Origin of the sequence: Rhodococcus sp. 05-339-2 (assembly GCF_002258965.1) — a bacterium.
In the GTDB taxonomy this organism is placed as follows: domain Bacteria; phylum Actinomycetota; class Actinomycetes; order Mycobacteriales; family Mycobacteriaceae; genus Rhodococcoides.
Map to the genome: position 1 here is coordinate 180,670 of NZ_NOYW01000018.1, position 21,169 is coordinate 201,838.

Annotated in this window: 18 protein-coding genes; 7 read left to right on the forward strand and 11 right to left on the reverse strand. The window is 66.2% G+C overall.

Features of this window, described 5'->3' with window-relative positions; translation table 11 throughout:
• Nucleotides 1-552: 552 nt before the first annotated feature.
• The 5 genes from lnt to CH273_RS18600 all read right to left on the reverse strand — a co-directional run bounded on the left by lnt (nt 553) and on the right by CH273_RS18600 (nt 6,202).
• Nucleotides 553-2,145, reverse strand: coding sequence for an apolipoprotein N-acyltransferase (gene lnt / locus CH273_RS18580; RefSeq protein WP_082322661.1), 1,593 nt, complete (start codon nt 2,143-2,145; stop codon nt 553-555).
• The gene (locus CH273_RS18585; RefSeq protein ID WP_052050506.1) at nt 2,135-3,688 is read right to left on the reverse strand and encodes an amidohydrolase; all 1,554 of its coding nucleotides are present in this window, start codon (nt 3,686-3,688) and stop codon (nt 2,135-2,137) included. Before CH273_RS18585 ends, lnt begins: the two co-directional genes overlap by 11 nt.
• Before the next feature lie 59 nt (nt 3,689-3,747).
• Entirely contained in the window at nt 3,748-4,284 is a 537-nt protein-coding gene (locus tag CH273_RS18590; RefSeq protein ID WP_032398092.1) for an FxsA family protein, read from the reverse strand.
• Nucleotides 4,285-4,365: 81 nt separating this feature from the next.
• Nucleotides 4,366-5,022 (reverse strand): response regulator, encoded by a 657-nt coding sequence (locus CH273_RS18595; protein WP_032398091.1) that lies wholly within the window; start codon nt 5,020-5,022, stop codon nt 4,366-4,368.
• 16 nt (nt 5,023-5,038) lie between these two features.
• A complete protein-coding gene (locus CH273_RS18600; protein ID WP_032398090.1) occupies nt 5,039-6,202 on the reverse strand; it encodes a sensor histidine kinase in 1,164 nt (387 codons plus the stop codon).
• A 17-nt stretch (nt 6,203-6,219) separates the two neighbouring features.
• Between CH273_RS18600 and CH273_RS18605 the strand changes: the two genes are divergently transcribed.
• Genes CH273_RS18605 through CH273_RS18615 form a run of 3 tightly spaced genes read left to right on the forward strand, consistent with a single transcriptional unit; the run spans nt 6,220 to nt 9,898 of the window.
• Nucleotides 6,220-6,987, forward strand: a complete 768-nt coding sequence (locus CH273_RS18605; protein ID WP_032398089.1) for a TSUP family transporter — start codon at nt 6,220-6,222, stop codon at nt 6,985-6,987.
• Between the two features lie 11 nt (nt 6,988-6,998).
• Entirely contained in the window at nt 6,999-8,525 is a 1,527-nt protein-coding gene (locus CH273_RS18610) for a TldD/PmbA family protein (RefSeq protein WP_032398088.1), read from the forward strand.
• A complete protein-coding gene (locus tag CH273_RS18615) occupies nt 8,522-9,898 on the forward strand; it encodes a metallopeptidase TldD-related protein (protein ID WP_032398087.1) in 1,377 nt (458 codons plus the stop codon). Before CH273_RS18610 ends, CH273_RS18615 begins: the two co-directional genes overlap by 4 nt.
• A gap of 16 nt (nt 9,899-9,914) precedes the next feature.
• Here CH273_RS18615 and CH273_RS18620 read toward each other — a convergent pair whose 3' ends face one another.
• The 3 genes from CH273_RS18620 to cobN all read right to left on the reverse strand — a co-directional run bounded on the left by CH273_RS18620 (nt 9,915) and on the right by cobN (nt 14,428).
• Nucleotides 9,915-10,340, reverse strand: coding sequence for a VOC family protein (locus CH273_RS18620; protein WP_032398478.1), 426 nt, complete (start codon nt 10,338-10,340; stop codon nt 9,915-9,917).
• An 83-nt stretch (nt 10,341-10,423) separates the two neighbouring features.
• Nucleotides 10,424-10,804 carry a PPOX class F420-dependent oxidoreductase gene (locus CH273_RS18625; RefSeq protein WP_032398086.1) on the reverse strand — a complete coding sequence of 127 codons (381 nt, stop codon included), beginning with the start codon at nt 10,802-10,804 and terminating at the stop codon, nt 10,424-10,426.
• An 18-nt stretch (nt 10,805-10,822) separates the two neighbouring features.
• A complete protein-coding gene (gene cobN / locus CH273_RS18630) occupies nt 10,823-14,428 on the reverse strand; it encodes a cobaltochelatase subunit CobN (RefSeq protein WP_032398085.1) in 3,606 nt (1,201 codons plus the stop codon).
• A 232-nt stretch (nt 14,429-14,660) separates the two neighbouring features.
• Here cobN and cobG point away from each other — a divergent pair, with 232 nt between their 5' ends.
• From cobG to cobJ, 3 genes are all read left to right on the forward strand, one after another.
• Nucleotides 14,661-15,791, forward strand: coding sequence for a precorrin-3B synthase (gene cobG, locus CH273_RS18635; RefSeq protein ID WP_052050361.1), 1,131 nt, complete (start codon nt 14,661-14,663; stop codon nt 15,789-15,791).
• 68 nt (nt 15,792-15,859) lie between these two features.
• Nucleotides 15,860-16,486 carry a precorrin-8X methylmutase gene (locus tag CH273_RS18640; protein WP_032398476.1) on the forward strand — a complete coding sequence of 209 codons (627 nt, stop codon included), beginning with the start codon at nt 15,860-15,862 and terminating at the stop codon, nt 16,484-16,486.
• On the forward strand, nt 16,483-17,976 hold the full coding sequence (gene cobJ, locus CH273_RS18645) for a precorrin-3B C(17)-methyltransferase (RefSeq protein WP_032398084.1): 1,494 nt from the start codon (nt 16,483-16,485) through the stop codon (nt 17,974-17,976). The genes CH273_RS18640 and cobJ overlap by 4 nt, the downstream gene beginning before the upstream one ends.
• Here the strand turns inward: cobJ and CH273_RS18650 are convergent.
• The 3 genes from CH273_RS18650 to CH273_RS18660 are packed head-to-tail and all read right to left on the reverse strand — an operon-like array spanning nt 17,959 to nt 20,707.
• A complete protein-coding gene (locus CH273_RS18650; RefSeq protein WP_032398083.1) occupies nt 17,959-18,723 on the reverse strand; it encodes a cobalt-precorrin-6A reductase in 765 nt (254 codons plus the stop codon). The two genes, cobJ and CH273_RS18650, sit on opposite strands and share 18 nt — an antisense overlap.
• Complete coding sequence (gene cbiE / locus CH273_RS18655) at nt 18,702-19,976, reverse strand: precorrin-6y C5,15-methyltransferase (decarboxylating) subunit CbiE (protein WP_230597020.1); 1,275 nt, start codon at nt 19,974-19,976, stop codon at nt 18,702-18,704. Before cbiE ends, CH273_RS18650 begins: the two co-directional genes overlap by 22 nt.
• Nucleotides 19,949-20,707, reverse strand: coding sequence for an SDR family NAD(P)-dependent oxidoreductase (locus CH273_RS18660; RefSeq protein ID WP_032398082.1), 759 nt, complete (start codon nt 20,705-20,707; stop codon nt 19,949-19,951). The genes cbiE and CH273_RS18660 overlap by 28 nt, the downstream gene beginning before the upstream one ends.
• 45 nt (nt 20,708-20,752) lie before the next feature.
• Between CH273_RS18660 and CH273_RS18665 the strand changes: the two genes are divergently transcribed.
• Nucleotides 20,753-21,166, forward strand: coding sequence for a TIGR03618 family F420-dependent PPOX class oxidoreductase (locus CH273_RS18665; protein WP_032398081.1), 414 nt, complete (start codon nt 20,753-20,755; stop codon nt 21,164-21,166).
• Nucleotides 21,167-21,169 lie beyond the last annotated feature (3 nt).

Genomic DNA, 21,169 nt, shown 5'->3' on the forward strand with positions numbered 1-21,169 from the left:
GAGCAATTCTGGCTTCCGTTCTGGTCTGCGTTCGTGTCGTTTCACACACGTTCGGTGGTGATATGGCTCTGTATCAATTCGTCGCGCATCACCGATCGGATTGAAACAGGGAGAGAACCCGGTTCTACCGGATGGAACAAACCGTGAGTTCTTCGAATGAGTGTGTGGTGACTCTCGAATCCATTGTCCTGTACGACACGAACTCCCCTCCCCGCCAGGCGTACGACACGCTCGACACTGTCGGCGTCGGTGCAGCGCTCACATACCAACGCGAGACTGTCGGTCATCCACTGAAAGTCGAGCCCGGAAATCCCGCGTCGAGCATCCCAGCGGCTTACAAAGATACAACATCGGCAAGGTTCTTTTGGACGGTAATCATAAGAACCATCGATCGCCGTCTCCAGCCTGTTACAGAAGTGACCGCGAGTGCTACTCGAACAGATGCTATTCGGTCGATCGAATGACTCCGCGTGCCGGGTCGAACGCCTTTGCCCTACTCGTATCCGACTCGGCGACGCGAAAAACCCACTGTTCACCGACTCGGCGATTGTTTCACGAGGCGGAACGGCGGCGCCCGGACAGAAGCGTTGCGCCGAGTGCTCCGACGGCTGCCAGACACAGCACCAGTTCCGATCCGACGCCGATTCGTGTCGCGACGGTGAGGGATTGTCTCAGTACGACACTGGACACCAGCACGTCAGGGGTGAACAGCGGCGTCTGCTGCAGAACGTGTCCGTCGGGCGACACGATCGCGCTGACGCCGCTCGTCGCCGCCACCACGACTGTTCTCCCGTGCTCGACGGCGCGCACTCTGGACATCGCGAGTTGTTGGTAGGTCATCTCGGTGTCACCGAAGGTCGCGTTGTTGGTGGGTATGGCGATGAACTCTGCGCCCGATCGGACCGATTCCTCGAGGGCGCGATCGAATGCGACTTCGTAGCACGTCGCTATGCCGGCCGCTATTCCCCCGGCGCGTACCACTCCATTTCCGTCGCCGGGGACAAAATAACCCGCTCGGTCGGCATATTCCGAGAACAAGCGGAAGAAACTTCGGAATGGCAAGTATTCGCCGAACGGTTGAATTATCTTCTTGTCGTGCCGCTCACCGGGCCCATCGGTACCGTTCCACGCAATCACCGAATTGGTGTTCGTGCCATCGGCATTGACCAGTACCGTGCCGACGAGAATCGGAGCCCCCACGGCCACCGACGCCTCTGTGATGAGAGTCGCAGCATCGGCATTTCTCAACGGATCGATATCGGACGCATTCTCGGGCCATACGACGAGATCCGGAGCAGGCTGCCTGCCGGCCTCGACGTCAGCGGCCAACGTCATCGTCTCCCGCACGTGATTGTCCAGCACCGCTCGCCGCTGTGCGTTGAAATCCAGACCCAGCCGCGGAACGCTTCCCTGGACCGCCGCGATCGTCACCGTCCGTTCGTCGCCCTCCGGTGAGTCGTTGCTGTGCAGCGTCGGTAGCAGCATCAGCGCCACGATGGACGCCACCGTCGTTGCGGCGACCGGTCCGAGGTACGAACGCACTCCTCCTCGTCGACCGACCGCGAACAGCAGAGCAGCCGCTCCGGTTCCGGTCAGCGCCACCCCGAAACCGAGCAACGGTGCACCCCCGATGCTCGCCAAGGGAAGCAGCCAGCCCTCGGGTTGTCCGAATGCCAGTCGACCCCACGGAAAGCCACCGAAGGGAACACTCGATCTGAGCCATTCGGTCAGGCTCCAGGCCAATGCCATGGACAACGGCCACCATGCACTCCGTGCCGCCAACACCCCGAGCACTCCGAACAGGCCGACGAAGACCGATTCGGCGAGGGCGAGCGCCAGCCAGGGCATCGGTCCCACGTACACACCGATCCATGGGAGCAGCGGAACGAAGAATCCCAGGCCGGCGGCACAGCCGTAGCCGAATCCCGCTTTCAGCGATACCGAACCACGGCCGCCGAAGCCGGTCAGAACGAGGGCCAGCAGCGCGATACCCAGCGGTGCCAGGAACCACAGGGTTCGCGGCGGAAAGCTCGCGAATATCAGCGCACCACCGGCAACGGAGAGCGCAGTGGACAGTGCGGCCCGGCGCAGCCGCTCCGCCGATGACACCACCGTCTCGACACCCGAAGCGGACTCAGTTCTCATGGATGACCTGTCCGCGATGCACGGTCATCGAGCACCGTGGAGCCGTGGACGACGGGTCGAGACCGGGCAGGGGAGATACCCCCGCGCGTGGGTCCGTCGACCACCGTTGCACGCTGTCCTTGGGTGCTCGGACGACGAGCTCGTCGACCTCCCACACCGCAAAGGACGCGGGAGCCCCCGGCACCAATGTCCCTGCCAATCCGTCTCGGACTCCGCCCGCGCGCCATGCTCCGCGGGTGGAGGCCGAGAATGCTGCCCGGGGCGAGATGGCACTGCCCGGCGTGCGGTGATCGACTGCCGCCCTGATCGTCGCCCACGGATCGAGTCGGGTGACCGGCGCATCCGACCCGAACGCGAGCGACACCCCCGCCGACGCCAAGCGCGCGAACGGATGCAGCGCCGACGCCCGGTCTGCGCCGAGCCGCGCCGAGTACAACCCTTCCGTGCCGCCCCACAGTGCGTCGAACATCGGTTGCATGCTGGCGATCACGCCCCACGACGCCAATCTGTCGGCCTGTTCGGGTGCGACCATGGCCAAATGTTCGAGCCGGTGCCCGCACGCGGCGACGGCAGGAGTTCCGAGTTCGGCCACCACCTGCTCGAATGCAGTGACGGCAGCCGAAATCGCCGCGTCACCGATGACGTGGAAACCAGCCTGCACTCCTGCCGTCGTGCACGCCGAGATGTGTGCTGCGATCGCATCGACGTTCTCGTACGACACGCCCGATCCGGCATCGTCGGCGTACGGCGACGACAACCATGCGGTCCGCGACCCCAGCGAGCCGTCGACGAAGATGTCGCCGGCCAACCCGTGGGCACCGGTGCTCTCGAGGAGCTGTCGGGCCTGCTCGGCCGTCTCGACCAGCTCGCCCCAGTATCCGCGCACCTCCACTCCGTGTCGGGTGGACATCAGTTCACGGAAGTCGTCGATCCCCGACACGATCGGACCGGCACATTCGTGGACAGCGACGATTCCCTGCGCCGCAGCGCTGTCGAGCGCAGCCGTTCGAGCCCGATCCCGGGTATCGGCCGTCATCATCGACCGCGCGGTCAGCCGGGCGAGGTGATGCGCGGCAGCGGTGAGCGGAGACTGCCCCGCGAAGCCGCTGGTCGATTCGATACCGGCGGCGGCAACGCGCAACGGCGTCGAGACGGCGGCCGAATGCGCATCGATGCGAGCGAGATACACCGGGCGCCCGGGTGCCGCCGCATCGAGGTCGGCTGTCGACGGTGCGCGACGTTCGGGCCACTCGGTTTCGTCCCACCCGTGTCCCCAGACGAGAGCGTCCGACGACGACGATGCGTGGTCGGCGAGCACCCGCATACAGTGTTCGAGCGAGATGCAGTCGGACAGATCGAGTCCGACCAACGACAGCCCCAGGTCGGTGACGTGCACGTGAGTGTCCACGAACGCCGGTGCCACGAAGGACCCGGCCAGATCGGTGATGCGGACCCCTGGGTGGAGCGCTCGCCCGGTGCGATCCTCACCGATCCAACTGACGATTCCATCGGTCACGGCCATGGCGGTGGCGTCGGAAGCCATCGGACTGTAGATCCGTCCGCCGCAGAACAATTCGGTGGTCACGAACGACCAGTCTGCCCCTACCGGTGCGGCTTCCGGAAATCCCCACCGGCGGGATCGAACCGGTCCGCCTCGATCACCTGTCCCTCGAGGATCAGCGCAGAACCGGATGCATTCGGCGCGCGAGTACTCCTGTCGACGTCATCGTCGAGGATCTCACCGTCGATGACGGTGGGGCGCATGCGCCGGGTCGCGGTCGCAACCTGCGGCAACCAGCGTGCGGCGGCCCACATCACCGCTGGGCGTAGCAGCCACCTGGTCGGCGGGATCATCAACAGCAATCCGATCACCGTGGTCACCAGACCCGGCACGAACATCGCGACCGACCCTGCGGCGAAGAGAGCTCCATCGGCCACGGCTCCACCGGCCGATCGTTCGCCTCTCGATGCCCTCTGCAGACCGTCCAACACACGTCTGCCCTGCGATCGCACCAGCAGTGACCCGACCAGCGATCCGCCGATCAGCAACACAACGGTCCAGAGCACGCCGAGTGCGCTTCCCACGGCGACCAGCGCTGCGACCTCGACCACGACGTAGAGTATGAACAGAGCGAGCATGACGGTCCTTTCTTCGCTTCATCGGTACAACGCGCGGGGCATCGAAATCGCTCCCGGTGTGACCGGTTTGCCGGGAGATTCTCAGGAACCCGGCCGAACGAGTCCGGTTTCGTACGCCAGCACGACCGCCTGGACTCGATCGCGGACACCCAATTTCGTCAGAATTCGGCCGATGTGGGTCTTGATCGTCGCCTCGGACAGATGCAGTGCGGTCGCTATCTCCGCATTGGACAAGCCGGTCGCCAGGTGCACCAGCACCTCGCGCTCACGGCCGGTGAGCGCGTCGAGAACGGAGGCGTCGGTGGTCGACGGAGTCTGTGCGACGAACCTCGAGAGCAAGCGCTTGGTCACCTTCGGTGAGACGACGGCGTCGCCTGCGGCCACGCTGCGAATCGCGGAGACCAGGTCCTCCGGTGGAGTGTCCTTGAGCAGGAATCCACTGGCCCCCGCCCTGAGTGCACCGAGGACGTGTTCGTCGAGATCGAAGGTCGTCATCACCAGAACCTTGGCGTCCGAACCGGATTCGGTAATGGTGCGGGTAGCGGTCACGCCGTCGACACCGGGCATCCGGACGTCCATCAGCACCACCGCCGGTGCCAGTCTCGCTACGGCTTCGACGGCACTTGCCCCGTCGGCCGCCTCCCCCACCACCTCGATGTCGTCCTGCGCCTCGAGCACCATGTTCAATCCCATGCGCATGAGTTCCTGGTCGTCCACGACGACAACGGTGATCGGCACCGACCCAACCTAGCCCTCACTCGATCGGCAGCGTCGCCCGCACGAGCCAAGTGCCGTGTGGCGTCCGACCCGCATGCAGGGTTCCTCGAAGCACCGCTACTCGCTCACGCATTCCGAGCAGTCCGTGCCCACCGCCGTCCGCGGACGTCGGTGCGCCGGAGCCGGTGCCGTTGTCGGAAATCTCGACGGTGACCGCCTCCTCCTCGCGAACGACCTTGACGACGGCGCGCGGCGCATGGCCGGCGTGCCGGAGAACGTTGGTCAGCGATTCCTGGACCAACCGATGAACTCCGAGGCTGATCGCCGGGCTGATGTCGTCCAGATTTCCGGTCTGTTCGAGTTCGACGTTCAACCCGGCCCGACCCATCATCTCGACGACACGCGCCAGTCCCGCTGTCCCGTACTGGGGCATGTCGTCCGAGTCGGGCGACGTCCGCAGCAAGGCGACCGTTCGACGCAACTCCGCGAGCGCCGACCGGCCCGTGGCGGAGATGTTGGCAACGGCCTGCTCTGCACGCTCGGGGTTGCGTCTGATGGCATACGAGGCACCGTCGGCCTGGACCACCATGACACTGACGCTGTGGGCAATGACGTCGTGCAGCTCGCGTGCGATGCGCGTGCGCTCGGAGATCACGGCCTCCTCGGCGCGTCTGTCCCTGTCGTACTCGGCCACGACGAGACGGGCCTGCGTCGCTTCGTCGTATGCCCTGCGGGCACCGAGAAATTCCGCCGCAACCCACGACAGCGCGTACATCAGCGCGCTGAACAACAGCGTCGTGAAGACCGGTTGGTCGAACAGGTAGAGGCTCGCGGCGGTGTACGCAGCGAGCGCGGCGGCATAGATGCCGGCTTGGATTCGACCGACGTACGCAACCAGGGTGTAGAGCATGATCGGCAGGGCAAGAGCGGCCGGGTGACCGTTGTACGCATCGCCCGCCAGGCTGCCTGCTGTGTCGGAGGCGAGCGCGGTGACGAGAGTGAGCGCTGCGATCGAGCGCGGCAGACGGCGCCGCCATGCAACGGGAATCGTCAGCACCACCGAGAACACCAGGAACAACGGTGCGTTGAGACCGTCGACCGAGCTGACGAACACAAGAATGTCGAGGACGAACAGCCCGGCCGCCAGCAGGGCGTCGGCCACGAACGGCTGCCCACGGAGCCACAGACTGAATCGACGCATGTGATTGAGTTTGCCGTATGACTGCTGCCGACTGGGGATTGCTGATGGTCGCTGCCACGGCCGCCGGTTGGGTCGACGCCGTGGTGGGCGGAGGTGGTCTCATCCTGCTGCCCGCCATCCTTCTCGTGGCCCCTCAGCTGACGCAGCAGGCGGCGCTGGCGACGAACAAGGCAACTGCCGTGTTCGGTACCGTCGCCGCCGTCGTCACCTTTTCGCGGAAGGTCCCGCTGAACTGGCCGGTGCTGATTCCGGCCGCCGTCCTTGCCGCCGTGGCCTCGGCCGCAGGCGCTGCTGCGGTGTCGTTGATCGATCGCGAGCTGTTCATCCCGATCATCATGGTCGTTCTCGTCGGTGTGGCCGTACTGGTCACCTGCCGTCCGACCATCGGCCGAACGGCGGCACCGTCGCCGCCGACCCATCGCAAGGTTCTGATCGTCATCGGCTGCGCAGCCGCCGGAATCGGCTTCTACGACGGCATTCTCGGGCCCGGCACCGGAACGTTCCTCATCATCGCCTTCGCCACGCTGCTCGGTACCGAGTTCGTGCGCAGCGCCGCGATGGCCAAGGTGATCAACGTCGGGTCTAACGTCGGTGCCCTCGCCTTCTTCGCGGTCACCGGCAGCGTCTACTGGCAACTCGGAGCGGTCATGGCGGTGTGCAACGTGTTCGGTGCCGTCCTCGGGTCGCGTACGGCGGTTGCCCGCGGTGCCGGATTCGTGAGAATCGTCCTGCTCGTCGTGGTGGTGGGGATGGTCGTCCGACTCGGATGGCAACAATTCGGCTAGCGTCTTGAGGCGTGACGAGACAATCGGATCGGTCGGTCGACGCCGACTTCCTGGCTCTGCCCCTGCAGGCCCTCGCGGACGCCGCCCTGAGCACGGCACGGACCGCCGGGGCAACGCACGCCGATGTTCGCGTGCAGCGCTCGACGACTCAGTCGATCTCGCTGCGCGACGGCTCCGTTCAATCCGCCGTCGACGCCGGGGAGATCGGTCTCGCCGTGCGGGTCGTGGTCGACGGGACCTGGGGTTTCGCATCGCACGCCGAACTCGGCACCGACGCAGCCGCAGCCACGGCCCGGAGCGCAGTCGAGGTGGCCACAGCGCTGCGCGCACTCAATCGTGAACGCGTGGAACTCGCTGCCGAGCCGGTGTACTCGAGCGCAACGTGGGTGTCGGAGTACGACATCGACCCCTTCGAGGTACCCACCGCCGAGAAGGTGTCACTGCTCGCGGAGTATTCGTCCCGGCTGGCCGCGTCGGATGGCGTCGACCACGTCACCGCCTCGGTTCTGCAGGTCAAGGAGCAGTCGTTCTACGCGGATCTGGCCGGCAGCAGCATCACTCAGCAGCGGGTTCGACTCCATCCTCAGTTCGAGGCCACCACCGTGGATCGATCCGCCGGTGCGTTCGAGACCATGCGTACCCTCGCGCCACCGGTCGGACGAGGCTGGGAGTACCTGGGTGAGAACGGCACCTGGGACTGGGCCGACGAGCTTGCGCGGATACCCGAATGGTTGGCCGAGAAGGTGAAGGCACCGTCGGTCGTGGCAGGACCGACGGATCTCGTCATCGATCCGACCAACCTGTGGCTCACCATTCACGAATCGATCGGGCACGCAACGGAATACGATCGGGCCATCGGCTACGAGGCTGCTTACGCCGGCACCTCGTTCGCGACTCCGGACCAGCTGGGTACGTTGCGCTACGGATCGCCCATCATGCACGTCACCGCGGACCGAACCGAGGTCAACGGTCTGGCCAGCATCGGCTGGGACGACGACGGAGTGGCATCGCAGAAATGGGATCTGGTGCGCGGCGGGACGTTGGTCGGCTACCAACTCGACCGAGTGTTCGCCCCGAAGCTCGGTCTCGAGCGGTCCAACGGGTGCTCGTACGCCGATTCTGCGCATCACGTGCCGATCCAGCGTATGGCGAACGTGTCGCTGCAGGCCGACCCCGACACCGATCGATCCACAGCCGACGTCATCGGTGAGGTGGAGGACGGCATCTACGTCGTCGGCGACAAATCATGGTCGATCGACATGCAACGGTACAACTTCCAGTTCACCGGCCAACGCTTCTACCGAATCCGCAACGGCGTGCTCGACGGCCAGGTGCGTGATGTGGCGTACCAGGCGACCACCACCGAATTCTGGGGTTCGATGGAACTGCTCGGTGGACAGTCCACGTGGCGACTCGGCGGCGCATTCAACTGTGGCAAGGCCCAACCCGGGCAGGTTGCCGCCGTCAGCCACGGCTGCCCCGTCGCGTTGTTCCGCGGCGTCAACGTCCTCAACACCCGATCGGAGGCAGGCCGATGATCGCTCCGCAGCTCGTGATCGAACGTGCACTCGCCCACGCGAGTGTCGACGACACCATCGTGATCGTCACCGACTCCAGTGACGCAACGTTGCGGTGGGCCGGAAACTCCATGACCACCAACGGAATTGCCACCTCGCGTCGTTGGGAGGTCATCTCGATCGTGCGCGGGGCGGACGGCACTCGAGTCGGTACCGTGTCGTCGACGAGTGTCGACCCGGACGACATCGAGGCGGTGGTGCGGGCAAGCGAATCGGCAGCACGATCGGCAGAGACCGCGGAAGACGCGATGCCGCTGCTGCCTTCGGATTCGGTCGGGTCCGCCTCCGGATCGGAGAACTGGGACCGCAGTGCGACGCACACGTCGATCGACGTGTTCGGTTCGCTGGCAACGGAATTGAACGTCGGATTCGACGGCGAGGACACGCTGTACGGATTCGCGCAGCACACCGTCGACAACGTCTGGCTCGGAACCTCGACCGGTGTGCGCCGTACGTTCACCCAACCCACCGGATCGGTCGAGATCAACGGCAAGCGATCCGGGGCGAGCGCCTGGGTGGGCACCGGAACAACCGACTTCCGGGACGTCTCGGTCCGAACCATGTTGGCGGAACTGTCCACCCGACTCGGCTGGGCCCGGAACACCGTCGAACTGCCCGCCGGTCGGTACGAGACTCTGCTGCCCCCGTCGGCGGTGGCCGATCTGATGATCTACCTGATGTGGACCATGGAAGGCCGCGGAGCGCAGGAAGGCCGCACCGCTCTCTCGCGGGCCGGGGGAACGAGAGTCGGTGAGAAACTCACCGACCTGCCGCTGACGCTGTACTCCGACCCACGCGCATCCGGACTCGAGTACGCGCCGTTCGTGATCGCCGGCTCGTCGAGTGATGCGGTATCGGTGTTCGACAACGGCATGGACATCGAGCGGGTCGACTGGGTGCGCGACGGTTCGGTCGCGGCCCTGTCCTACCCACGTGCCGCCGCGCAGAAGTTCGGCGCACCCGTCGCGGTGCCGGGCAACAATCTCGTCATGACCGGCGGCACCGATACTCGGCTGGACGAGATGGTTGCCGCAACCGAGCGGGGCCTGCTGCTGACCACGCTCTGGTACATCCGAGAGGTCGATCCCACCTCGCTGCTGCTCACCGGGCTGACCAGAGACGGGGTCTACGCCATAGAGGACGGTCGGATCACCGGCGCAGTGAACAACTTTCGCTTCAACGAGAGCCCGCTCGATCTGTTGCGACGCGTCACCGAGGCGGGCGCAACGGAGGCGACACTGCCGCGCGAGTGGAAGGACTGGTTCACTCGCACGGCGATGCCGCCGCTACGCATCCCCGACTTTCACATGTCGTCGGTGAGCGCCGCGCAGTAGGGCTCGGTAGCGCGACCTACTTGTCGGGGCCGGAGAGCTCGAGTGCGATGTTGTCGGGGTCGCGGAACTCCACGATGGACAGTCCGGGCCCGGCGTCCTTGATGCCCTCGTGCGCGATACCCAACTCGTCGAGTGTCTTCACGGCGTCCTCGAGGGCGGCGCGGGTGTCGACGGTGAAACTGAGGTGATCGAGTCCGCAACGGTCCTCGGCGAATGTGTCGTCGCTCGGTGCGACCGGGCGCAGACCGAGCAGGCCACCACCGAATTTGTAGATGACGCCGCCGAAGAGGAACCACAGCGCCTTCTTGGTCTCTTCGTCCGCGTCGGGGTCCCAGGCGTACGCGACGTCGAAGCCGAACACCGAGTCGTAGAACGACCGGGACCGTTCGATGTCGCTGACGGTGAGGCGAACATGGTTGTAATCGGTCACTGCGATTGGCACGTGGTGCTCCATTCCGGCAGCAGGGGAAGCTGCCTCACGAAGCATTCGGAACCGCGCATGCGAACGATGGCACCAATCGCGACTCAGGCGGCGGTGATCGCCAATCCGACGGAACCGCTCTTGCCCCGTCGCAGCACACTTCCCTTGACCGTGAGCCATCCGATGAGTCCGTACTTCGACGCGATCGCCGAGCGAGCCTTCTCCGTCTCGGCCGCGTCGAGAATCTCGGCCCGTGCGTCGACCGCGTCGCCCTGAGGGTTACCGCGCATGTCGCACGGTGCCAGCGTGACTGCGGGGTTGCGGCGAATCCGTTTCACCTTCCACGAATCGGCCACCGTCCAGACCAGCAGCCGATTCCCGTCGAGGGCACCCCACAGCGGAGTCGGAACCCCGGTGCCGTCTTTCTTGAACGTCGTCAGCAGTACGTACTTGCCTTTGGCAATGTCTTCGAAGGTGGCAGCCATACTGCTCAGAATACGTCGCTATTCGCCCTCGAGCTCGCCCTCGGTTTCCAGATACACCTTGCGCAACCCGTCGAGAACCTGCTTGTCCGGCTCGGCCCACATCTTCCGTTCGGCCGCTTCGAGCAGCCGCTCCGCGATACCGTGCAGCGCCCACGGATTGGACTGTTGCATGAACTTCTGGTTCTGCTCGTCGAGCACGTACGTCTCGGCCAGCTTCTCGTACATCCAGTCCTGCACCACGTCGGTCGTCGCGTCGTAGCCGAACAGATAGTCCACGGTCGCCGCCATCTCGAACGCGCCCTTGTACCCGTGCCTGCGCATCGCCTCGAGCCACCGCGGGTTCACCACCCGGGCGCGGAACACTCTCGCGGTCTCTTCCGAGAGCGTGCGCGTGCGAACCGATTCCGGCCGCGTGCTGTCACCGATGTACGCCTCGGGCGACTTCCCGGTCAACGCACGCACGGTTGCGACCATGCCTCCGTGGTACTGGAAGTAGTCGTCGGAATCGGCGATGTCGTGCTCACGCGTATCGGTGTTCTTGGCGGCAACGGCAATGCGCTTGTAGGCGGTGCGCATGTCGTCCGAGGCGGGAACGCCGTCGAGACCACGGCCGTACGCGAAGCCGCCCCAGGTGGTGTAGACCTGCGCCAGGTCGTCGTCGCTGCGCCAGGTCTTGCTGTCGATCAGCTGCAGCAACCCGGCACCGTACGTCCCCGGCTTCGATCCGAAAATGCGTGTGGTGGAACGCCGTTCGTCACCGTGCTCGGCGAGATCGGCCTGCGCATGCGCTCGAACGTAGTTCTGATCGGCCGGCTCGTCCAACGCGGCGACCATCCGAACCGCATCGTCGAGCAATGCGAGCACATGGGGAAACGCGTCACGGAAGAACCCGCTGATGCGGACCGTCACGTCGATGCGCGGACGGCCGAGCTCGACGAGATCGATCACCTCGAGCCGAGTGACTCGGCGCGACGCCTCGTCCCACACCGGTGACACGCCCAACAGTGCGAAGACTTCGGCGATGTCGTCGCCGGAGGTCCGCATGGCCGACGTGCCCCACACCGACAGCCCGACCGATTTCGGCCACTCGCCGTGGTCCTGGCGGTAGCGAGCGAGCAGGGACTCCGCCATCGCCTGACCGGTCTCCCACGCCAACTTCGACGGCACGGCCTTCGGATCGACGGAGTAGAAGTTGCGGCCGGTGGGCAGAACGTTGATCAGCCCGCGCAGCGGTGAACCGCTGGGCCCTGCCGCGATGAAACCGCCGTCGAGCGCGTGCAGTACCTGGGCGATCTCGCGTGAGGTCCCGCGCAGTCTCGGAACGACCTCGGCTGCGGCGAACTCGAGAATCTGTACAACCACGCCGCCGTGCTCGCCCGCCACTCGCGCGGCCGCTGCGGGATCCCACTGAGTTGCCTGCATCGCCGCGACCAATCCGTGGGCGACGGCCTCGATACTGTCGACGCGGGTGCGATCCTCGTCTCCGTCCTCGCTCAGACCCAGCGCCTCGCGCAGACCTGGAACCGTCTGCTCCCCGCCCCACATCTGCCGAGCACGCAGCATGGCCAGAACCAACTCGACCTCGGCATCGCCGACGGGTTCCTGGCCGAGAATGTGCAGGCCGTCGCGGATCTGCACATCCTTGATCTCGCACAGCCAGCCGTCGACGTGCAACAGCATGTCGTCGAACACTTCCTCGTCGGGGCGCTCCTCCAGTCCGAGGTCCTTGTGCATCTGCGCCGCGGTCATCAGCGTCCAGATCTGCTGGCGGATGGCAGGCAGCTTGGCCGGATCGAGTGCCGAGATGTTCGCGTGCTCGTCGAGCAATTGCTCGAGCCGGGAGATGTCACCATAGCTCTCCGCACGCGCCATCGGCGGAATCAGGTGATCGACGAGAGTGGCGTGCGCTCGACGCTTGGCCTGCGTGCCCTCCCCAGGATCGTTGACGAGGAACGGGTAGATCAACGGCAGGTCGCCCAACGCCGCATCGGTTCCGCAGGAGGCGGACATACCGAGTGTCTTGCCCGGCAGCCATTCCAGGTTGCCGTGCTTGCCCAGGTGGACCATGGCGTCCGCACCGAAGCCGCCGTCGGCCTCGGTGGCCGAGATCCACCGGTAGGCCGCCAGATAGTGATGGCTCGGCGGCAGGTCCGGGTCGTGATAGATCGCAACCGGCTTCTCGCCGAATCCCCGAGGTGGCTGCACCATGATCACCACGTTGCCGAATTGCATTGCTGCAATGACGATTTCACCGTTCGGATCGGCAGACCGATCGACGTAGAGATCGCCCGGCGCGGGGCCCCAGTGCTCGATCACGCCGTCGCGCAGATCGGCGGGAAGCTGCTCGAACCACCGGCCGTACTGCGCGGCCGAGATGCGAATGGGATTGCCCTCGAGCTGGGCGTCGGTGAGCCAGTTGGGATCCTGGCCGCCGCGGGCGATCAACGCGTGAATGAGTGCGTCACCGTCGCGAGCAGCCAGACCGGGCACCGAATCCGGGCCGTCGAGCGGTCCGAGGTCGTAGCCGGCGGCGCGCATGTCCGACATCAGCGCGATCGCGCTCGCCGGAGTGTCGAGACCGACGGCGTTGCCGATCCGCGCATGTTTGGTGGGATAGGCCGAGAACATCAGCGCGATGCGGCGGTCGGCAGCGGGAATATGCCGCAGCCGGGCGTGCCGGACCGCGATGCCCGCCACCCGAGCAGCACGCTCGTGGTCCGGAACGTACGTGGTCAACCCGTCGTCGTCGATCTCCTTGAACGAGAACGGAACCGTGATGAGCCGGCCGTCGAACTCCGGGACGGCGACCTGCGTGGCCACGTCCAGCGGGGAGAGTCCGTCGTCGTTCTCGGACCACGTCGCGCGCGAACTCGTCAGACACAGTCCCTGGAGGATCGGGACGTCGAGGGCAGCGAGTTCGGCGACGTCCCAGGCCTCGTCGTCCCCGCCTGCCGACGCTCCGGCCGGTTTGGTGCCTCCCGCGGCGAGAACGGTGACGATCAGCGCATCCGCCGACTTCAGCGTGTCGAGCAGGTCGGCTTCCGCGGTGCGCAGCGACGCGCAGTAGATCGGGAGCGCGGTGGCACCGGCGTTCTCGACCGCGGTGGCGAGAGCGTCGATGTACGTGGTGTTACCGGCAAGATGCTGGGCGCGGTAGTAGAGGATGGCCACCGTCGGACCGTCGGAGCTCGCGGCGGAGTGGCGCTCGAGGTGACCCCACGTCGGGAGGTGTCGTGGGGCGTCGAAACCGTGCCCGGTCAGCAACACGGTGTCGGAGAGAAAGTTGTACAGCTGACGCAGGTTGTCGGACCCACCTTCGGCCAGATAGTTGTGCGCCTGCGCGGCGACGTTCGCGGGGACCGTCGAGATCTCCATCAGGTCGGCGTCGGGTGCCTGCTCGCCGCCGAGTACGACGACGGGCAGTCCGGTGGCGAGGACGGCGTCGATGCCCGACTCCCAGGATCGACGAGACCCCAGGATGCGCACGATGATCAGCTCTGCCGTCGCAGCCATAGCCGGTACGTCCTCGGCGAGAAGGCGAGAAGGGTTTCCCCAGTTGAAGTCGGCTCCACTGGCACGGGCACTGAGCAGATCGGTGTCCGATGTGGACAGCAGCAAGAACACGGGTAACGCCCTCCTCGGGGGTTTCGCGCCCCTGGAAATCGGTGTGTCGGTCTTCGACTCGTCGGCGAGAGGGTCTGACTCCTGCCCCGTCCCGAGGGACTGCATGGGGCGTCACAGTGGCGCGACCGTACCGGATTCTCGCCGGTTTCCTCTCGGCCTGAGCCGTGGACATCGAATGCTACCGGGGCGAGCATGGAATCGGGCCACCCGCTGCGCTTGTAGCCTGGTGACCATGAGTTCGCCAGAGAGGTCGGTGCCCGACGGCTGCCCCGGAGCGCTGACGACCCATCTGGCCGCGGACGGGCCGCTGGCACGAGTTCGGCTGCCGGGCGGAGTCGTGTCGCCGGGCCAGATGCAGGTGCTGGCGCAGGCCGCTGCGGAGCTGGGTGACGGCACATTGGAACTGACCTCGCGGGGCAACATCCAGGTGCGCGCGGTGTCGCATCCGGACGGCTTCGCGAGCAGGCTGGCCGACGCGGGATTGCTTCCGTCCTCGACGCACGAGAGGGTCCGCAACATACTCGCTTCTCCACTGTCGGGCCGGGTGGGCGGCCTCACCGATGTGCGTGCGCTGATCGGCGCGCTGGACGAAGGCCTGTGCGCACGAGCCGACCTGGCCGAACTGCCGGGGCGAACGCTCTTCGCGCTCGACGACGGCCGTGGCGACCTGTGCGGACTGGAACCGGACTTCGGTGCCTACGCCCAGCCCGACGGTTCGTTCGCTGTGCTGCTGGCGGGCCGGGACAGCGGCGTTCGCGTGGACCGCGACAAGGTCGTCTCGACGCTGCTGGACTGCGCCGGTGCCTTCGTGGAACTGCGGCAGTCCCAGTGGCGGGTGGCCGAACTGGATGACGGCCCGGCGCAGATCATCGACCGTCTCGGGCTCTCGGCCGGCCCCGCCCTGACGTTGCCCGCACCCGTGGAGGTGCCACCGATCGGATGGCTCGACCAGGACGACGGTCTGGTGGCGCTGGCCGCAGGCTTGGCCAACGGTGTTCTCGGGGCGCGGCTCGCAGAGTTCCTCGCCGCCATCGACCGTCCGTTGATCATGACGCCGTGGCGATCGCTGATCGTGTGCGACCTGGACGAGGAACCGGCCGAACAGGTCGTCCGCGTGCTCGCCCCGATGGGACTGATCTTCGACGCAGCATCTCCGTGGATTCGGGTGAGTGCGTGCACCGGATCGCCGGGGTGCGAGAAGTCGTTGGCCGACGTGCGAGCCGACCTCTCCGCGGCAGTCGATGCTCGGATGACGCCGCGCGACGAGCGGCAACACTGGTCCGGGTGCGAACGGCGTTGCGGACGGCCCAAGGGCGAGGTGACCGACGTCATCGCGACGGGAATCGGCTACCGCGTGTCCTGAGTGGGTGCCTTCACCCCAGGTGCGACCGGTTTTCTGCTGAGGGGTCCCTCTCCCCTATCGTGAAACGCATGCACGACTACGTCCGCGACGGCGCGGAGATCTATCGGCAATCGTTCGCGACGATCCGAGCCGAAGCAGATCTGTCTCGGTTCGCACCGGACGTGGCACAGGTCGTCGTGCGCATGATTCACGCGGTCGGAGAGATCGATCTGACCGAGACCATCGGCTACACCCCCGCGGTCGTGACCTCCGCTCGCGCGGCACTGAACTCGGGCGCGCCGATTCTGTGCGACGCCAACATGGTTGCCGCCGGTATCACCCGTCGTCGTCTTCCGTCCGACAACGAGGTGCTGTGCACCCTGTCCGATCCGCGGGTGCCGGAGTTGGCGAAGCGGATGGGCACCACGAGAACTGCTGCGGCGCTGGAGTTGTGGGGCGACAAGCTCGACGGTGCCGTCGTCGCGATCGGCAATGCACCGACTGCGCTCTTCCACCTGATGGAGATGCTCGCGGCCGGAGCGCCGAAGCCGGCGGCCATCGTCGGCGGCCCGGTGGGATTCATCGGGGCGGCCGAGTCGAAGGAGGACCTGATCGCCGCGGACCTCGGCGTCGAGTATCTGGTCGTTCGAGGCAGACGGGGTGGCAGTCCGATCACCGTCGCGGCCGTCAATGCCATCGCGAGCGAGCAGGAATGACCACTACCGGAAAACTGTGGGGTGTCGGCGTCGGTCCCGGCGATCCGGAGTTGTTGACGGTCAAGGCCGCTCGTGTGATCGCCGAGGCCGACGTGGTCGCTTTCCACAGTGCGCAGCACGGTCGCAGCATCTCCCGCGGACTGGCGGCCGGGTACATGCGGGACGGGCAGCTCGAGGAACATCTGGTCTATCCGGTGACCACCGAGACCACGGCGCACCCCGGCGGATATCAGGGTGCGATCGACGAGTTCTACGAATCCGCTGCCGCACGGCTGGCGTCCCATCTGGATGCGGGACGCTCCGTAGTGCTTCTCGCCGAGGGCGATCCGCTGTTCTACAGCTCCTACATGCACATGCACAAACGGTTGGCCGACCGCTTCGAGGTCGAGGTCGTGCCCGGCGTGACGTCGGTCAGTGCGGCCTCGGCCGCGCTGGCAACTCCGCTCGTGGAGCGAGACGAAGTGTTCACCGTGCTTCCCGGCACGCTGCCCGCAGACGAACTCACGCGCCGACTGCGCGGCACCGACGCGGCCGTGATCATGAAGCTGGGCCGGACCTACCCCACGGTGCTCGAGGCACTGGAGCGTTCCGGCCGGTTGGGTGAGGCGCGCTACGTCGAACGCGCCAGCACGCCCCAGCAGCGAGTACTCGACGCCACAGACGCCGACAACGTGCCCTACTTCTCGATGATCGTCGTGCCGAGCCCGTCCAACCGAGCCGAAACGCGCACCGGCACCGGAGAAGTGGTCGTCGTCGGCCTCGGTCCAGGCGACGACGCATGGACGACCGACGAGGTGCGCGCCGAACTGGCCGCCGCCACCGATCTCGTGGGCTACGTCACCTACATCGATCGGGTACCTCCCAGACCCGGACAGGTTCGACACGCCAGTGACAACAAGGTCGAATCCGAACGCGCCGCCTTCGCACTCGATCTCGCCAAACAGGGTCGCCGAGTGGCCGTGGTCTCCTCCGGCGATCCGGGGGTGTTCGCGATGGCCACCGCCGTGATCGAAGTGGCAGCCGAGCAGCAGTGGAACTCGGTACCGGTACGGGTGGTGCCCGGAATGACGGCCGCCAACGCCGTTGCCAGTCGAGTGGGCGCACCGCTCGGCCACGACTATGCCGTCGTCTCCCTCTCCGACCGCCTCAAGCCCTGGGACGTCGTCGCAGCACGGCTCTCGGCGGTAGCCGGAGCCGACATGGCGATCGCAATCTACAACCCGGCCTCGAAATCACGAACGTGGCAGGTTGCGGCGATGAAAGACATTCTGCTCGAGCACCGTTCGTCGCAGACCCCCGTGGTCATCGGACGCGCAGTGGGCAGCGCGCAGGAATCCGTTCGCACCGTCACGCTCGGCGAACTCGACCCGGAGTCGATCGACATGCGGTGCCTGCTCATCATCGGATCGTCGATGACGACGGTGGTCGAGACGGGAAGCGGACCGAAAGTGTTCACCTCCCGCCGGTACCCGTCAGAGGGCGGAGCGTAGTCGATTCGTCAGCCAGTCCACGGCGGCCGCGATGTCGAACACCGTCGGCGCCGAGCCGGTGCGCGCAGGACGGTCGACCACGATCACCGGAATCGATGCCGCTCGGGCAGCATCGAGCTTGGCCCGCGTCATGTCGCCGCCGCTGTTCTTGGTGATCAACAGGTCGATTCGGTTGTCCGCGAGCATCATCGCCTCGTGGTCGACGTCGAAGGGACCACGGTTCAGGTGCAGCGTCATGTGCGGCGGGACCGGGCCGGTCGGAGGGTCGATCGCTCGGACCAGAAACCACGAGTGATCGACACTCGCGAAATGATGAACACCCTGCCTGCCGGTCGTGAGGAACACCCTGCTTCCGGGGGTGATCGCCGACGCCGCGTCGGGCAGTGAGGCGACCGAGGTCCATCGATCACCCTCTCCCGCGGTCCACGGTGGCCGAGTCAGTACCAGCAGCGCGACCGACGCTTCCCGCGTGGCCTGCTCGGCGTGTGCACCGATGGTGGAGGCGAACGGATGTGTCGCGTCCACCACCACGTCGATTGCGTTGTCTCGCAGCCACACTGCAAGGGCGTCCGGACCCCCGAAGCCACCGATTCGCGTCCGTCCGACAGGCAGAATCGGCTCGGCAACCCGTCCGGCCAACGAGGTGATCGTCTCGATCCCCTGCACCGCGCCCAGAGCGACCGCGAGTCCCCGCGACTCCGTCGTACCACCGAGAATCAGGACTCTCACCGTTCGGTCGCAGTCCATTGTTTTGTCGCACACCATTGCGTGACCGGCAGCTGCGGTCTCCACGTCGTGAACGAGCCCAACGGTTCACCGCGATAGATCTGGAACCTGCGGAGCTCTCCGCCGTACTTCGCCGCCGCGGTCAGCAACAACGAATCCGATTCTGCGGTCACCGAATTGGCGACCAGTCGTCCGCCGGCGCGCACCGCGTTCCAGCACGTCTCGAGCATGTCGGCCCCGGTCAACCCGCCACCGATGAACACCGCATCCGGTACCGAATACGAGTCGGAGACCGCAGCGAAGCTCCCCGGGGCATCGCCGTGCACCACGAGCCCCGGAACTCCCAGGCGCAGTGCATTGGTCTCGATCTGCTCACGGCGTGCCTGCGAGCTCTCGAACGTCACTGCGCGACAGGATCGGTCGGTCCGCATCCATTCGATGGCAATGGTTCCCGAGCCGCCTCCGATGTCCCACAGCAACTCTCCGGGTGCCGGCGCCAACGCGCTGAGAGTGAGTGCTCGAACCTCCCGCTTGGTCATCTGGCCATCTCCGGTGTACGCAGAGTCGGCGAGGCCGGGAATGCGGGTGTGGCGGGGCGCGTCGGGATCTCGGACACACAGCAGTGCAACGACATTGAGTGGGTCGACGCCCTCGAACGTCGACTCTCGGGCGATTCCGCCGACGACCCGCTCGGCCGGTCCGCCGAGCTGCTCGAGGACGGTCAGTTCACTCGATCCGAAGCCGTTGGCGCACAACACAGCCGCGATCTCGCCCGGCGTACTGCTGCCCCGGCTCAACACCAGTATCCGACGACCGTCGGCCAACTCGGGCAACACCGTCTCGGCTGGGGTGTTCACCAGGGACACCGTCGAGGTGTCCTGTAGTGCCCAGCCCAGTCGCGCGCATGCCAGTGATACCGAGGACGGTGCCGGGTGGACCCGTACGCGATCGGCACCGAACTCCCGCACCAGCGTCACCCCGATGCCATGGAACATCGGATCCCCGCTGGCCAGCACGCAGACACGAACACCTGCGCAGGCGTCGAGCATCGGCCGTAGATTCGGCACCAACGGACTGGGCCACGTCCTGGTCTCGGTGCAGTGCTCTCGCACCTCCGCGATCTGGCGGGCCGAGCCGAACACCACATCGGCGTGCTCGATCGCCGTGCGAGAACCGACAGACAGTCCGTCCCAGCCATCGGCACCGATTCCGACGACCACGATCGGGTTGGGCACCGGTGCCACCATCAGCGCGGCATCCTGCGCCAGAGCCATTGCGGCAGTAGACGCATGCCGAAGAACACCGGTCGCAGAGTGCCGGGGATCCACACGGTGGCCCGACGCTTGCCCAGCGCGGTGACCACGCCGTCGGCGACCTGATCCGGTGTACTGGACATGGGCGCGGGTGTCATCCCCTCGGTCATGGAACCGATGACGAATCCCGGACGAACGAGTAGGAGATGGACCCCGCTGCCGTGCAGGGAATCGCTCAGTCCGCCGGCGAACCCGTCGAGACCGGCCTTTGCCGACCCGTACACGTAGTTGGCCCGCCGCACTCGAACTCCCGCCACCGACGAGAACACGACCAGGTCGCCGCTCCCCTGCGCTCGGAGCAACTTCGCCGCATGGGTCAGCACCGAAACCTGAGCCAGGAAGTCGGTGGTGATGACCTCGAGAGCGTGCTGAGCGTCGTTCTCGGCGCGCGCTTGATCCCCGAGGATGCCGAACGCCAACACCACGATCCCGATCGGACCGTATCGCTCCGCAACCCGGCTCACGAGCTCGGCGTGGGTGTCCATCGCGTTCGCGTCGAACTCGACGGTGTGAACGGCGTCCGCGCCTGCGTGCTGCACTCGTCGTTGCTGGGTATCGAGGTCACTGCTGCGCCGAGCTGCCAGTACGACGGTTCGGCCGGAGGCAAGTCGGGTAGCGACTTCCAGTCCGATCTCGCTGCGCCCACCCAACAGCAACAGCGTTCCGGCCGTGGGTTCTGCTCGTCTGCTCACGCCGACCAGTCTTGCCGATGAAATCGCATTCACTACAGTCGGGGCATGGCCGCCATTCCCGCAGACGCGACTGCCCTCGCCGACGACGCATTCGAGTTCCTTTCCGAGCGGCATCTGGCCACTCTGACGACACTGCGACCCGACGGAACCCCGCACGTGGTCGCCGTCGGGTTCACCTACGATGCCGAATCCCGCTGCGCTCGGGTCATCACCAACGACGTATCGCAGAAGGCGATCAACGCCGGCCGTGGCGCCTACGCCGCCGTCACCCAGATCGACGGCGCCCGCTGGCTGACGTTGGAGGGCCCCGCGTCGGTCCGAAACGATCGTGAATCGGTCGTCGATGCGGAGAACCGCTATGCGCAGCGCTACCGCGTACCCAGGGAGAACCCCACCCGAGTCGTCATCGAGATACAGGTCCAGCGGGTACTGGGTAGCCGTTCGCTGCTCGACCGGTAGCGG